Annotated in this window: 12 protein-coding genes; 4 read left to right on the top strand and 8 right to left on the bottom strand. The window is 67.4% G+C overall.

Annotated elements, in window-relative coordinates:
• The first annotated feature begins 32 nt into the window (after nucleotides 1-32).
• Nucleotides 33-329, top strand: a complete 297-nt coding sequence (locus HSRCO_RS03170; protein ID WP_259518957.1) for a DUF6432 family protein — start codon at nucleotides 33-35, stop codon at nucleotides 327-329.
• Here the strand turns inward: HSRCO_RS03170 and HSRCO_RS03165 are convergent, their stop codons facing one another.
• Together HSRCO_RS03165 and HSRCO_RS03160 are read right to left on the bottom strand one after the other, a co-directional pair.
• On the bottom strand, nucleotides 330-1,409 hold the full coding sequence (locus HSRCO_RS03165) for a geranylgeranyl reductase family protein (protein ID WP_259518956.1): 1,080 nt from the start codon (nucleotides 1,407-1,409) through the stop codon (nucleotides 330-332).
• Nucleotides 1,410-1,643: 234 nt separating this feature from the next.
• Nucleotides 1,644-2,750 carry an RNA ligase gene (locus tag HSRCO_RS03160; RefSeq protein WP_259518955.1) on the bottom strand — a complete coding sequence of 369 codons (1,107 nt, stop codon included), beginning with the start codon at nucleotides 2,748-2,750 and terminating at the stop codon, nucleotides 1,644-1,646.
• A 78-nt stretch (nucleotides 2,751-2,828) separates the two neighbouring features.
• Between HSRCO_RS03160 and HSRCO_RS03155 the strand changes: the two genes are divergently transcribed.
• A complete protein-coding gene (locus HSRCO_RS03155) occupies nucleotides 2,829-3,515 on the top strand; it encodes an RNA ligase partner protein (protein WP_259518954.1) in 687 nt (228 codons plus the stop codon).
• A 24-nt stretch (nucleotides 3,516-3,539) separates the two neighbouring features.
• Here the strand turns inward: HSRCO_RS03155 and HSRCO_RS03150 are convergent, their stop codons facing one another.
• From HSRCO_RS03150 to HSRCO_RS03130, 5 genes are all read right to left on the bottom strand, one after another.
• Nucleotides 3,540-4,544: a hypothetical protein gene (locus HSRCO_RS03150; protein WP_259518953.1), complete on the bottom strand. Its 1,005-nt coding sequence runs from the start codon at nucleotides 4,542-4,544 to the stop codon at nucleotides 3,540-3,542.
• A 52-nt stretch (nucleotides 4,545-4,596) separates the two neighbouring features.
• The gene (gene trpB / locus HSRCO_RS03145) at nucleotides 4,597-5,748 is read right to left on the bottom strand and encodes a tryptophan synthase subunit beta (RefSeq protein ID WP_259518952.1); all 1,152 of its coding nucleotides are present in this window, start codon (nucleotides 5,746-5,748) and stop codon (nucleotides 4,597-4,599) included.
• Between the two features lie 78 nt (nucleotides 5,749-5,826).
• Nucleotides 5,827-8,772: an excinuclease ABC subunit UvrA gene (gene uvrA, locus HSRCO_RS03140; protein ID WP_259518951.1), complete on the bottom strand. Its 2,946-nt coding sequence runs from the start codon at nucleotides 8,770-8,772 to the stop codon at nucleotides 5,827-5,829.
• Nucleotides 8,773-8,887: 115 nt separating this feature from the next.
• Entirely contained in the window at nucleotides 8,888-9,358 is a 471-nt protein-coding gene (locus HSRCO_RS03135) for a YbaK/EbsC family protein (protein ID WP_259518950.1), read from the bottom strand.
• Nucleotides 9,359-9,473: 115 nt separating this feature from the next.
• Nucleotides 9,474-12,212: an HAD-IC family P-type ATPase gene (locus HSRCO_RS03130; RefSeq protein ID WP_259518949.1), complete on the bottom strand. Its 2,739-nt coding sequence runs from the start codon at nucleotides 12,210-12,212 to the stop codon at nucleotides 9,474-9,476.
• Between the two features lie 110 nt (nucleotides 12,213-12,322).
• Between HSRCO_RS03130 and HSRCO_RS03125 the strand changes: the two genes are divergently transcribed.
• The gene (locus HSRCO_RS03125) at nucleotides 12,323-12,991 is read left to right on the top strand and encodes a TIGR00266 family protein (RefSeq protein WP_259518948.1); all 669 of its coding nucleotides are present in this window, start codon (nucleotides 12,323-12,325) and stop codon (nucleotides 12,989-12,991) included.
• Between the two features lie 66 nt (nucleotides 12,992-13,057).
• Nucleotides 13,058-13,420, top strand: a complete 363-nt coding sequence (locus tag HSRCO_RS03120) for a NifU family protein (protein ID WP_259518946.1) — start codon at nucleotides 13,058-13,060, stop codon at nucleotides 13,418-13,420.
• An 18-nt stretch (nucleotides 13,421-13,438) separates the two neighbouring features.
• Here the strand turns inward: HSRCO_RS03120 and HSRCO_RS03115 are convergent, their stop codons facing one another.
• Entirely contained in the window at nucleotides 13,439-14,896 is a 1,458-nt protein-coding gene (locus HSRCO_RS03115) for a DUF402 domain-containing protein (RefSeq protein WP_259518945.1), read from the bottom strand.
• Nucleotides 14,897-14,933: the final 37 nt, after the last annotated feature.

Here is a 14,933-nt window from a genome sequence, read left to right as displayed (position 1 = left end):
CCGATAAATCCCCTCGGGTGGTATCGACGGCTATGAGCATTCGGCGGGAATTCCGCCAGCGGGATACGATCGAGGTCACCATCCTCCACGCACTGGCCGACCGGCGGGAGGAGGGCATGACCGTCTTCGAACTTCGCTCGCACGTCGATAGGGACATCGACGACATCGAGCGCGCCCTCGCGAACCTGAAAGCCGACGGCCTCATCGACGCCGAGGAGAACGGTCACCGGACGGTCATCCTCGTGGACGATCGAGTGATCCCGGACGAGCCGATCGACGAGGACGACGAGTCGATACTCGATTCCATCCTCGACCGATTCGGCCTCTGATCAGCGAAAGAGCGCTTTGAGTTGCTCCACGGAGAACAGCGAGGTCGGTTCGTCCATGTGGACGCCGATCTCGCCGGCGAACGTGGCCAGACCGGCGCGCTGTACGGGTCGAGGCGCCGAATATCCTCGTCGGAGCAGTTTTCCGAGCGAGATCTCTCTGCCGAGTTCGTCCCGCCAGGCCCGCTCGTAGTTCGCAAGCGTCCCGGGGACGTCTGGGTCGACCGTCCGCGCCGCCGCGTCGGCCGCCCGCAACCCGTAGAGGATCCCACCACCCGTGAATGGTTTCGTCTGTCCGGCCGCGTCACCGACGAGGAGGGCCCGGTCGGTCGTCACACGGTCCGGCGGCCCGATGGGTATCGCACCGGCGTGGCGGTCGTCGATGGTCGCTCCGTAGTCGGCGACGAATTCCTCGAAGGCCCCGGTGGCGTCGTAGTCGGCCGGCGCGGCGAGGCCGTACTCGACCCCCGCGTCGCCACGCGGGATGCGCCAGGCGAAGAAGGTCGGCACCATGAGGTGGACGTCGACGAAGTCGCCGTCGTCGGGGTTCGGGTCGAAGCCGAGGACGCCGTGGAGGAACTCGGTCGGTTCCGGCACGTCGAGCGACCGGCGGACGCGAGACCGGGGACCGTCGGCCCCGACGACGACCTTCGTCTCGACGGTCTCGGGTCCCTCTGGAGTTCGAACCGAGATCGCCACCCGGTCGGCATGCTCCTCGACGTCGACGACGGTGTGATCGTCGCGGACGTCCGCGCCCGCCTCGCCGGCGAGGGTGGCGAGTCGTTTGTCGAGTCCCACCCGGTCGATGACGTTCGAGACGGGTTCTCGCTTGTAGAATCGGTACGGGGTGGCCTCGGGGCCGCCCAGTCGGAACCGGGCGCCGTAGACCTCGTTCTGGAGGAGGGCAGGACGCGCGTCGTCGGGGAGATAGGACCAGAGGTCGCGGCTGACGTGACCGGAGCAGGCGAGCGGGGGGCCGATCTCACCGCGTTCGAGGGCGAGCACGTCGTATCCGTTCTCGGCAGCGCGACGGGCGAATCGTGCACCGGGCGGGCCGACGCCGACCACGGCGAAATCGTACATCGACCGGGACAACGGGCTGGACCGGCAAACCGGTTTCTCTCGCGGAAGTGTCTGGCTCGCGGGTCGTTCTGGTCTCGCGGGTCGTTCCTCCCCGCTCGACGTTTCCGTGGACCTCCGGTCCGCGCACTCCCCGCTCGCTCATCCGGTGGCTCTCTTCGGTCGCCACCCGGCTCACGCATCGCTCGTCCCTCGCTCCGCGTTCGCTCATCTGGCGGTGCCTACCGGCACCGCCCGTCACTCGTCGATGGTCCCACCCTCGAGGTAGTACTCGATGGAGTCTCTGGTCTTGTCGGTGACCTTCACGAACTCGACGACGCGCTGGTCGTCGACCGTCCGATCGGCCTCGATCTCGAGTCTGATGCCCTGGGCTCTGATGTGGTCCAGCGTCGCCTCGACCGTCTCCGCACTCCCCCGGATGGTGTGTCGTTCGCCTACCAGCTCCCTGGCCTCGACCTCGCGGATCGTCTTCACCATCGGGTAGAGGAGCGCCTCGCCGAGACGATGGGCGCGCTCTTCGAGGTCCGCTGCAGACTCGTCCCACTCGACGGCCTGGAATCCCTCGCGGATGAGCCGAGAGAAGGAGAAGTCCCGACCGTAATCGAACGGGAGCGAGAACGCGAAGGCGAGGTCGTCCGCGTGCTGGGTGCCCGTCGTGTACTTGAGGAGGTCGCGACCGTCCGCCGATTGCATCACGACGCCCTCGCGACCCCGGTCGTCGAGGTCGTCGACGATCTCGCGGATTGCCGAGGGGGCAGACTCGGGCTCGAGGGTCGCAAAGCGGTCTGGCTGGGGAAAGTCGTACTCGGCGAGCAGGTCCCGACGTTCCTGAACCGGCAGCGGTCGGCCGGTCTGCCGGTCGCGCACGTCGAAGACTCGTACGTCGAGGGTGTCGATGTCGGGGTACTCGTGGGGCGTATACGGGTTCTCCGGGCCGACGAACTCGGCGCAGAGCATCTTCTCGGGGTGGTCGGCGAAGAAGGGCTCGAGGTCCAGCAACGCCCGGGCCTTGGGCGTCGAGAACGGACAGGCGATCCCACCCCGGGTGAAGGCGACGGGGTCGCCCACGTCGACGATGCGAACGTTGTAGCCGTTGAACTTCTCCTCGACCGCCAGCGGGCCGGAGAAGAAGGTGGGAACACCGGTCTCCAGGACGAGCACCCGCGGGATGCTCGGGAACCCGCGGACGATGGTGTCCTCGAAGATGACCGTCCCTCGCTCGACGCCGCGCCGGGCGTCGGAGAGCCGACGATAGGTCGTCCCCTGGAAGGTGTCACGCTCGAAGTGCTCGAGCAGCGCGTCCGCCTCGTCCGGTGGCACGCCGAGGAGGGCTGGAACGTCCATATCCGAGTAGTTGGACCGCAGTTGACAAAAACGTGGCCCGGGTGTAGTTCTTTAAGCGAGCCAGTCCTATCCTCACTCATGTCGGTCCCGGAACACCCGCTCAAACAGCGCTTCGTCCTCGACACCTCGGTGTTCATCACCGACGAGATCCGACGGGGAGACGAGGACGTGGAGGCCGCCGTTTTGCGCCTCTTGGACCTCATCGCCGACGCGAAACTCCAGCTGGGCATCTCCTGTTATCTCCCGCCATCCATCCACGCGGAGCTGACCGGGATGCTCGAGGACCGCGAGGTGAGTGATACGGTCTACGAGAAGCTCAACACCTGGGTCATCCGCAAGAACCCGGCCCACTTCGAGGTCATGATCCCCGCGGACGTCGTCTACCAGTTCGTCCACGAGATGTCCGACCGGGTGAATCGGGGCCTGCGCCTCTCCGAACGGGCCGTCCGGGAGGCCCAGGAGCTCGACGACACAACCCTCGAGAACCACGACTACAAGACCGAGGTCGACAAACTGATCGGGGATCTGCGGAACAAGTACCGGCGGACGCTCCGCCAGGGCATCCTCGACTCGAAAGAGGACTTCGACCTGCTGGTGCTCGCCAGGGAACTCGAGGCCGGCGTCGTCACCGAGGATCAGGGAATCATCAACTGGGCCGAGGACTTCGGCCTCCGCTACATGTACGGCCGCGAGTTCCCCGCGCTGCTCGAGGAGTATCTCGATGCGGGACAACGCAGTGCGTACTACACGGAGACGGAGGAGTAGCGAGGCGGGTATCACAGAAGCTGCTCAGGGGACGACGGCCAGCCCGCTGACCGTCTGCGACTCGAGGTCCTCCGGGAGGGCCACGTCGAGTCGATCCCACGAGTCGCCCGCGTCGGGCGTTCGGAACAGCCCCACGTTGCTCGCCGCGAAGAGCTCCCCGTATCCGCCGCCCGGCGCGAGGTCGTATCTGAGCACCCCCGCACCCGTGGGCAGGTCACCCGCGAGTTGCGTCCAGGGATCGTCACCGCGTTTGCGGAAGACGAAGGACTCGGCACGAGCGCTGCGGTGGGCGGTGATGGGACCGGCCGCCGCGGAGAGGAGGACGGTGTCGGGGTCGCCTGGGTCCACCGCGACGCTCCAGCAGTATCCCTTCGAGAGCCCGTCCTCCGGATGGGACCAGGTGTCGCCACCGTCGGTCGATTCGGCGTAGCCGTCACCGGCGGCGGCCCAGAGGTGGGCAGGTGCATCCGGGTGCGTCGCGAGGGAGTGAACGTCCCACCTGGCAGAAGGGACCGTGTCCGTCCAGGTCTCGCCGGCGTCGAACGACCGGACGAGCGCCCCGGCTTCGATGCTCACGTGGAGTCGGCCAGGGTCGTGAGGGGCGACCTCGATCCAGCGAACGTGGTGGGTGTGCGGTCGAGGCGGGAAGGACCACCGTCGGGACGACCGGAGGTCCGTCAGGCCGTCACGGTGCTCCCACGACTCGCCGGCGTCGGTCGAGCGGTAGACGCGACTGGGTTCGGTTCCGGCGTAGACGACACCGGCATCGGACGGGTCGACGGCCACCGCCGTGATGGTGTCCGGATTGATCCCCTCGCGGCCCACACGCTCCCAGGTATCGCCGCCGTCCGTGCTCCGCTGGAGCCCCCTGTCGAAGGTTCCACAGAAGACACGCGATGGCGCCGCCGGGTGGACGGCCACCGCCTCGATGTCCTGCTCAGCGAGGACCGTTTCGGCCCACCACGACCCGTCATCGCGCTCCTCGACGCGCACGAGGCGGTCCTCGAAGGCCACGAAGAGCCGCGTCATAGCAGTGAGTAGGGGTGCGGGGGCAATAAGGCCGACTGGGAATCGCCGCCAGTTAGAGGTCGAAGAACTCGGCCGCCTGCTCCATGTCCTTGTCACCGCGCCCGGAGAGGTTCACCAGGATGGTCTCGTGCTCGCCCTCGGCGGCGAGTTGTTTGGCGTGGGCGATGGCGTGACTCGACTCCAGCGCGGGGATGATGCCCTCGGCCTCGCTGAGTTCGCGGAACGCGGCGATGGCCGCCTCGTCGGTGACGGCGGTGTACTCGGCGCGTCCCAGTTCTCGGAACCGCGCGTGCTCGGGACCGACACCCGGATAGTCGAGCCCGGCGGAGACGGAGTGGACTTCCACGTCATCGCCGATGACCCGGGTCTGCATCCCGTGGATGACGTCGTCCTCGCCGGCGGCGAGTGGTGCGGCGTGGCGGGTGGAGTCGCCCCCCTCGCCGCCGCCCTCCGCACCGAAGAACTCGACCTCCTCGTCGTCGCGGAAGGCGTGGAAGAGCCCCATCGCGTTCGACCCGCCGCCGACGCAGGCGACCGCTGCGTCCGGGAGGTCGCCCGTCTTCTCGCGGAACTGCTCTCGCGCCTCCATCCCGATGACGCTCTGGAAGTCCCTGACCATGCGCGGGAACGGGTCGGGCCCGACCACGCTCCCCACGAGGTAGTGGGTGTCGTCGATGTTCGTCGCGAGGTCCTCGAGGGCCACGTCCACCGCGTCGGCGAGGCCGGCGTCGCCCCGGGTGACCTCGTTGACGGTCGCGCCCATCAGGCGCATGCGGAAGACGTTCATCTTCTGGCGCTCGACGTCCTTTTTGCCCATGTAGATCTCCGTATCGAGGTCAAAGAGCGCGCCCACCATCGCGGTCGCGGTGCCGTGCTGGCCGGCCCCGGTCTCGGCGATGAGCCGTTCCTTGCCGGCCTTCTTCGCCAGGAGTGCCTGCCCGAGCGTGTTGTTGATCTTGTGGGCACCGCCGTGGAGGAGGTCCTCGCGCTTGAGGTAGATGTCGGCACCGTAGGCCTCGCTCAGGTTCTCGGCGTGGTAGAGAGGCGTCGGCCGGCCCGCATAGTCCTCCAGGAGCCCGTGGAACTCCCGCGAAAATTCCTCGGTGCTGGCCACGTCGTCGTAGGCGTTCGCCAACTGTTCGAGGGCGTCGTCGAGTGCCGGTGGTACGTGCCGTCCGCCGTAGGAGCCGAAGTCGCCGCTCATACTATCCCAGCGGTCCCGGAGCTGCATAAGAGTAGCCGTCAATGTCCAGTACTGTACAGCAGGGGCCGGAACCGCCCCTCAGTCGCCGCTCGCGGGAGCGACCTCGCGGTTTTCACGCGGTCCCTCAGCCTCGACGTCCGGCAGCTTATCGCGGAGGTACCGTCCGGTGTGAGAGTCCTCGACCTGTGCGACCTCCTCGGGCGTTCCGGTCGCGACGACCCGGCCGCCGCGTTCGCCACCCTCGGGGCCGAGGTCGATGATGTGGTCGGCGTTCTTGACCAGGTCGAGTTCGTGCTCGATGACGGCGATGGTGTTGCCCCGGTCGGTCAGTCGCTGGAGGACGTCGATGAGTTTGCGCTCGTCGGCCTTGTGCAGGCCCGTCGTCGGTTCGTCGAGGAGATAAAGCGTGTCACCGGAGTCCTTTTTGCCCAGTTCCTCGGCGAGTTTCACGCGCTGGGCCTCGCCGCCCGAGAGCGTAGTCGAGGGCTGCCCGAGTTTCATGTAGTCCAGCCCGACGTCCACGAGGAGTTCGAGGCGGCGACGGATGCGCTGGTCGGCCTCGAAGAAGTCGTAGGCCTCCTCGACGGTCATCTCTAGTACGTCGGCGATGGTCTTCCCCTTGAGCGTCACGTCGAGGGTCTCGTCGTTGTACCGATCTCCACCGCACTCCTCGCAGGGGACGTGGACGTCCGAGAGGAAGTTCATCTCGATCTTGACCGTCCCCTGGCCGCCACAGGCCTCACAGCGACCGCCCTTGACGTTGAACGAGAAGCGGCCCCGGTCGTACCCGCGCTGTTTGGCGAGTTTGACGTCGGCGAATCGCTCGCGGATGTAATCGAAGACGCCGGTGTACGTCGCCGGATTCGACCGGGGCGTCCGGCCGATGGGCGACTGGTCGATGAGGCGGACCGATTCGATCCCCTCGATGCCCTCGATGGCGTCGTGCTCGCCCGGATCGACGGAGGTGTTGTCGTTCATCCGGCGGGCGAGGCCCTTGTAGAGGATGTCGTGGATGAGCGTCGACTTGCCCGACCCGGAGACGCCCGTGATCGCGGTGAACGCGCCGATGGGCAGTTCGACGTCCTCGTCGTCGAGGTTGTGCTGGCGGGCGCCACGGATGGTGATCGCGTCCGTCCAGTCGCGCCGGTCGGTCGGCACGGGGATCTCTTTGCGGCCGGCGAGGTAATCGCCGGTGATCGAGTCTGCCGACGCCATGATCTCCTCGACGGGACCCTGGGCGACGACCTCGCCGCCATGGCGACCTGGTCCTGGTCCGAGGTCGACGACCTCGTCAGCGCGGCGCATCGTCGCCTCGTCGTGTTCGACCACGATGAGGGTGTTGCCGAGGTCCCGGAGGTCCTCGAGCGTGTTCAGCAGGCGGTCGTTGTCGCGCTGGTGGAGGCCGATGGACGGTTCGTCGAGGACGTACAGCACGCCCACGAGACCGGAGCCGATCTGCGTGGCGAGGCGAATGCGCTGGCTCTCCCCGCCGGAGAGCGTCGACGCCTCGCGGTCGAGCGTGAGGTAGTCCAGGCCGACTTCGACCATGAATCCCAGACGCGCACGGATTTCCTTCAGAATCTCCTCGGCGATCGTCCGATTGCGGTCGGAGAAACGCGTTTCCATCCCCTCGAAATGCTCGAGGGCGTCGGCGATACTCATCCGGTTGACCTCGGTGATGGCGGTGCCATCGACGAGGACGGCGCGACTCTCGGCCTTCAGCCGGGTTCCGTCACACACGGGGCAGGTCGTCACCGACATGTACTCCTCGATGTGATCGCGCACGCGGTCGGAGTCCGTCTCCACGAAGCGGCGCTCCAGGTTCGGGATGACGCCCTCGAAGCGCTCGGTCTTGTGCCGGACGCCGTTCTTGGTCCGCTTCTCGAAGTGGACCTCCTCGTCGGTCCCCCAGAGGAACGCCTCCTGGACGTCCGCGTCGAGCTCCTCGAAGGGCGTCTCGACGCTCACGCCGAAGTGCTCGGCGACGTTGTCCAGCTGAGTCCGGTAGTACGACCGGTTGTAACTCCAGGGCTCGAAGACGTGTTTGATCGGCTTCGACGGATCGACGACGACCAGGTCCTCGCTGACCTCCTTGGCCTGACCGATGCCCTCGCACTCGGGACAGGCGCCGTGCGGGCTGTTGAACGAGAACGATCGGGTCTCGATCTCCGGGAGGTCGATGCCGCAGTGGGTGCAGGCGAGTTCCTCGGAGAACTCGACGGCGAGCGCGTCGCCCTCGGCGTCGTCGGCGAGATCGCCCGTCGAACGGGCCTTCGACCCGAGTTCGACGCCTTCCGGCGGGTCCGGAAGGATGACCTTCAACACGCCACCGGCCTCCTCGAGGGCCGTCTCGACGCTGTCCGTGATACGCGAGCGCGCCCCCTCGGATATCTGCACGCGGTCGACGACCACGTCGATGGTGTGGTCGTAGTTCTCGTCCAGGTCCGGGCGGTCGTAGGCCAGGTCGAACGACTCGCCGTCGACCTCGACCCGGGAGTATCCCTCGCCGACGAGTTCGTCGAAGGTGTCCTCGAACGCGCCCTTCTGGTCGCGAACGATGGGGGCTGCGATCTTCGCCTTCGTTCCCTCCGGGAGTTCCAGGATACGGCGGACCATCTGCTGGGCCGACTGTTCGCCGACCTCACGGCCACACTCCGGGCAGTGGGGCGTCCCGACGCGGGCGTAGAGCAATCGGAGGTAGTCGTGCAGTTCGGTCACCGTGCCCACGGTCGAGCGCGGGTTGTTCGCCGCGTTCTTCTGATCGATGGAGATGGCCGGTGAGAGCCCTTCCACCGACTCGACCTGGGGTTTGTCCATCTGCCCGAGGAAGTTGCGAGCGTACGCCGACAGCGACTCGATGTATCGGCGCTGTCCCTCGGCGTAGATGGTCTCGAACGCCAGCGACGACTTGCCGGACCCGGAGAGTCCGGTCACCACGGTGAACGATTCGCGGGGGATCGTGACGTCGAGGTCCTTGAGGTTGTGTTCCTGGGCCCCTCGGACCTCGATGACGTCCTCGCTCATGCCCCACACTCCCGTTCGACCGCGACGGTTCCGTACCGACTCATTGGTGTGTTCCAGTTGCTGGTCGCACTTACTCACGTCGGTCGGGGACCGACCACGCCCGGCGGCTCCCGGGTCAGACCGAGACCTGGACCGGCGTGGCGTCGGCCAGCTCCCGAAGGTGGTCGGGGCCGACTGGCCAGACGGTGTCCGGGGTCCCCGCTGCCGCCCAGACGGTGTCGAAGTCGAGGAGGGTCTCGTCGAAGAGCACGGGAACGTCGCTCTCGTGGCAGATGGGCGGGACGCCGCCGATGCTCCACCCGGTCGCCTCGCTGGCCTCCTCGGGCGTCGCCATGCGGACCGAATCGGCCTGCAGCGCGTCGGCAACCTGGTCCTCGTCGACGTGGTTCGCGCCGCTCGTCACGACCACGACGACCCGATCGTCGGCCACCATGACGATGCTGCTGGCGATCTGGGCGACATCACAGCCGATAGCATCGGCGGCGTCGGCGGCGGTCTTCGTTCCCTCGTCGAAGGATTCGGCCTCGGGCCGGAGTCCATACCGGTCTTCGACCTCTGCGACGAACTCCCGGGCGGTCGGGTGCATGTGACCGTGTTGGCTCGGCCTCATTGATAAAGGCTCACTGCTGCCTCGGCTCGGCAGCGCGCTCGAGGCGAACTCGTCGCCCGACGATTGGGGGGATCACGGTCGGGTCGAACGGTCACCGCCCCATCCGGTTCTCGAGCATCGTCGCCAGTCCAGGCGTCCCGAATCGCCGACGGTACTCGCGCTCCAGTTGTCCCGCCACGAGTGGGAGGAGGCTCATCCCGAACACGACCAACCAGCCCGTTCGTCCGATCGGGGTCGTCTGGAGCGCCAGTGAGACGCCCGGCAGGTAGACTACACCGACGAGGATCAGCGTCGAGAGCGCCAGCGCACCCCAGACGAATGGGTTCTTCGTGACCTCGTTGACGGCGATACCCGAAGTAATGTCTCGCACGTTGAACACGTTCCACAGCTGTGCGAACGCCAGCGTGAGAAACGAGACGGTGACAGCTTCATTGGTGTTCAGACCGCCGGCGTACAGCCCACCGGCGATCACGAATGCGCCGATGGTCGCGGCGGCGATGAACAGCCCGTAGAGTCCCAATTCGGCCCACTGCGTGCGCCCCATGATCGGTTCGTCCGGGTCCCGTGGTGGCCGCTCCATGATGTCCTCGGTGCCCCCGGTCGCCCCGAGTGCGAACGCCGGGAAGATGTCCGTGACGACGTTCAAAAAGAGGATCTGGAGGGGGAGCAAGGGGAGGGGGAACCCGAGCAGGGACGCGATCAGGATGGCCAGGAGTTCGCTCAGGTTACACGACATGAGATAGAGCACGAACTTCCGAATGTTGGCGAAGATGATGCGGCCCTCCCTGACCGCGTGGTAGATGCTCTCGAAGTTGTCGTCCTGCAAGATCATGTCCGAGGCCTCCTGGGCGACCTGTGTGCCTCGCTGGCCCATGGCGACCCCGATGTCGGCGCGCTTCAGCGCCGGGGCATCGTTGACGCCGTCGCCGGTCATGGCGACGATGGAGCCGACGGACTGGTGGAGGTCGACGAGGTCGAGTTTGGCGGTCGGGTCGACCCGCGCGAACACCGACGCGGCCGCGAACCGGTCCCTGTCCGCCCGGGAGATGGCATCCGGGTCGTCGAGTCGCTCGCCGAGGACGACGTCGACGTCGTCCTCGTCGACGAGACCTACGCTCCGTGCGATGTTGACGGCCGTTCCCGCGTGATCCCCGGTCACCATGACCACGCGCATCCCCGCGTCCTGGCACCGCTGGATCGTCTCCCGCACCTCCTCGCGTGGTGGGTCGATGAACCCGACCAACCCGAGCAGCGACAGGTCCTCGTACGGTTGAGTCGCCGTGTCGTCCACCGTCTTCCTGGCGACCGCGAGGACGCGCAACCCGTCGTCCGCGAGTCGTTCGCTCTTCTCGATCCACCGGTCGCGCTCCGCCGACGAGAGCGATTCGACGCCGTCGTCCGTCACCACGTTCGACGATGCGTCGAGGACCGCCTCCGGCGCCCCCTTGACGGCCACGAGATAGCCGTCGTCGACGTCGTGGTAGGTCGCCATCATCTTGACCGACGGATCGAAGGCCACCTCGTGGGCCTCCGGCCGGGACTCGAGCAGGTCCTGGCGGTCGATGCCGGCCGTCGCCCCGGCGACCAGCAGCGCGACCTCCATGGGGTCGCCCGTTCCCGCCAGCTCGTCGCCGTCCTCCGTGATCGAAGCGTTGTTACAGAGGACGCCGATGGAAAGCGCCTCCGTCGCGACAGGATCCTCGAGGCCGCCAGACACGTCTTCGCTGGCCGGGGCTCCGTCTTCGGTGTCGGTCTCGGTGAGCGCGACCGACCCCCCGGGTATCTCGAGGACGGAGACCGTCATCTCGTTCTCGGTCAGCGTCCCCGTCTTGTCGGTGCAGATGACGGTGGTGGACCCGAGGGTCTCCACGGAGGCGAGGTTGGTGATGAGCGCGTTTCGGTCGGCCATGCGCCACATCCCCCGGGCGAGGACGAGCGTGGCGACGATGGGGAGCCCCTCCGGGACCGTAGCGATGGCGAGCGCGATGGCCGTTTCGACCATCAAGAACAGATCCTGGCCCCTGACCCAGCCGGAGATAAGGACGATGGTGGCGACGACGAGCAGGAACGGGACCAGCGTCCGGCCGAGGTCGTCCATCTTCTCCTGGAGCGGGGTCTGTTCGTCCGCCGTCGCCTGCAAGGACGCCGAGATCTGCCCCAGTTCCGTCTCCGGGCCGGTGTCCACGACGACGGCCTCGACGCTGCCACGGGTCAGGTACGTCCCCTTGTAGAGCATGTTCTCCCGGTCGGCCAGTGGGACGTCCTCGTCGAGCGCTTCGCCTGTCTTCCCGACGGGAACCGATTCACCCGTGAGCGCGGACTCGTCGACCTGGAGTCTCGAGGGTTCGACCACTCGGAGGTCGGCCGGGACGATGTCCCCCGCTTCGAGGACGACGATATCACCCGGAACCAAATCCTCTGCGGGGATTGCACGGACCTCCCCCGCCCGCCGGACCCGGGTCTCGATTTCCGTCATCTCCTGGAGGCTCTCCATCGAACTGATCGCCCGCATCTCGGTGACGAACCCGATGATACCGTTGATGGCGAGGACGGCACCGATGGCGACGGCCTCGATGGTGTCGCCGAGTGCGAAGGCACCCACTGCCGCGACCGCGAGCAAGAGCACGATGACGCTCGTGAACTGGTCCACGAGCACCGAGAGCCAGCCTCGTCGCTCGGCCTCGTGTAACTCGTTCGGGCCGAACTGTGCTCGGCGCTGCTCGACCGCGTCCACCGACAGCCCTGCGGCTTGCGAGACGTCTGCGCGCTCGAGGACGTCTTCGACCGACTGGGACCACGGCGGTCGACGGTCGCGACTGTCTCCTCCCATCGATCGGCTCCCATGAGAGTTCCACCGCCGACACCAAATGGTTACCTCTTTGAGATCTCCACCCGTCGCCGACCGGAACGACTACGTGCCAATCCCGCCACTGCCGGACCATGCGGGCGGAGGTACGCAACGGCGATACGCACCCGACCCTCGTGATCGGTCTCGGCAGCGGCGACGCCATCACCGCCGAGGCGGGAACGATGATGATCGTCGGCGACGGCGTGACGATGCAACGGCCCGAGGAGGGGGGTGTCCTCGACTCGATCCGGAAGCGGCTCTCCGACCGGACGCCCATCCGGGTCGTCCGGTACGTCGCCGAGACGGCGGGCGAGGTGACCCTCGCGCCACCCCTGCCCGGCGAGATCGTGCGCATCCCGGTGACCGACGACCCGCTGTACGTCGTCCAGGCCGGGTCCTTCATCGCCGCTCACGACAACGTCTCGCTCCGGTCGACCGCCGACAGCGAGCACACCCTCCGGGGAGAGGAACTCTCCTTCCTCCAGCTCGTGGGTTCCGGTCCGGCGTTTCTCGCGGGATACGGCGCGGTCGAACAGCGGACACTCAACCGTGGCGACCGTCTGACGGTCGACGCGGGCCACGTCATCGCGTTCACGGGGGTCGCCCACGAACTCGAGACGGTCGAAGGGGTGAAATCCGCGGTTTTCGACGACGAGGGGGTCGTCTCCCGCTTCACCGGTCCGGGTCGCGTCTGGCTACAGACGCGGAGTCACGACGCCCTGCTCGCGTGGTTGCAGCCACAGCTCGAGGAGCTGACCTGAGTCCCACAGCCGGCAGTCACCACGTCGAGCGGAACGCTTTCACGCTTCGCCGCGCTACTACTGGTAATGAGCGACGACGCCACCGAGTTGCGCGAGCGCATCGAATCGTGGCTCTCCGTCCAGATGCCGATCATCCAGATGCACGGCGGGGAGAGCGCCGTCAAGTCGGTCGACCCCGAATCGGGGCGAGTGGCCGTCGAACTCGGTGGCACCTGTGCCCACTGTGGCATCAGCCCGCGGACCGCCGAGCGCGTCCGCGAGAACCTCGCCGAGGAGTTCGACGACGTGACCGAGGTCGAGGTCGTCTTCCTGGACGACACCGAGGCCCTGGGCGTCGACCAGGCCGAGAGCATCATGGGCATCGACCGGACCCAGGGCGGTCGCGGTGGCGAGGGGAAAGGACACCTCCCGCCGGAGAACTACTTCTAGCCGGCGTCGCCCGACCGGTTACTCCTCGAGGGCATTCGCGACCTGCGAAGCGACGTCCATCGCCTTCTCGGCGAGCGGTTCCGAGACGGTGCCGGCGTCCACCGACGCAGCGAGTTCCGCTTCGTCCACGACCTCCACCGTCCCGTCCGCCCGTTTGATGACGTCCACGTGGAGGTCGACGTATCGGATCACGTCGGGAAAGACCTCGACCGGCGTCGAGACGTTGACGTAGGTGCCACGACGCTCGCCGTCCTCGCTGCGGTAGACCGTTGGATACCACCAGCGTCCCTCGGTGAACCGGGTCGTGGCGACGTCGCCGTCGACCCGTGGCACCCCCAGTGCGTCGTAGGTCCCGCCGCCGGTCATCGCCCGCTCGACGGTGACCCGTTGTGTCTCCGGGTCGACGGCTGTAACCGCCCCCCGGCCGAGCTCCACGTAGCGACCGTCCGGCTTGCCGTGGCCGATGGCGACGCGGTCACCCTCCGTGGGCCCGAACGACGCGGTGACCGCCTCGAACGGAAACTCGTTCGCCTGGACGCCGAGGTGTTCGGCGAAGTCGACGGCACCGCTCGCCCGTTCGTCCCCAGCCTTGGTTCGGTGGTGACCGGGCATCGTCGCGGTCACGTCCCGACGGAGGGCGTCGAGGGCGAACCGCGACGACCGACCGAACCAGGACCAGACGAGGTGCGTGGGTGTCGCGAGCTTCCCTTCACCTGCCGCGGTATCGAGGGCTTCGTCGAAGTCGTTCGCGCGCTCGACGGCGGCTGCCAGTGCGGCGTCCAGGTCGGCGACGGCGAGGTCCTCGGCCCCCCGTTCCCACACCACTCCCCAGTCGTCCGGGACCGTCGTCGAGAGGAGTTCGGTCGTCCGGACCAGTTCGTGGGTCGGTGTCCCATCGGGGGTACCAGCGACGAGCGAGTCGACGCCCGCTTCGAGGGTCACGACGTCCCCCGGAATCCGGAGGGCCGTGTCCAGGACGGGGCGGCCGCGGTCCCACGGGGCATGGGGTTCGGTCACCTGGACTCTGATCTCGTCGTCGACGTCCACGTATCCGTCCGCGTTTCCGAAGGGCAGAAACCCCTCCCGGTCGTCCGCGAGCGAGACGATGGCGCCACCACCGTTCGTGTCCGTGACGGTGCCCGAGAAGACCGCCCCTGGGGCGGCGACGTCCGACCAGGTGAACGTGTCGATGGCGAGGTCGTCGACGGCGGCGCGGAGATCGGCGACGGCCGACGGATCGCCAGCTATCTGGAGGCCGTGACGGTCCCGGGTCATCTCGACGGTCACGTCGGCCGGTTCGGCGGGAAACTCCCGGTCGAACCGCCGCTCGATAGGGGGTGACGCCTGGACCACGTCGAACGGCGGGTCGCTCGAGAGGAGGTGGTTCGTGAGTGCGGTGGCGTAGATTCCCCGCACCCGGGCCCGCGGTCGCGGATCGGCACCAGCGTCGGTCGACGCCGACGGCGGGGGTGTCATACGAAGGCGTTACGACCCCGGGGCTTTCACGATTGTC

Origin of the sequence: Halanaeroarchaeum sp. HSR-CO, from assembly GCF_024972755.1 — an archaeon.
GTDB lineage: Archaea > Halobacteriota > Halobacteria > Halobacteriales > Halobacteriaceae > Halanaeroarchaeum.
Note: the sequence above shows the minus strand (reverse complement) of the source record. Positions and strands in the feature narration are given on the sequence as shown.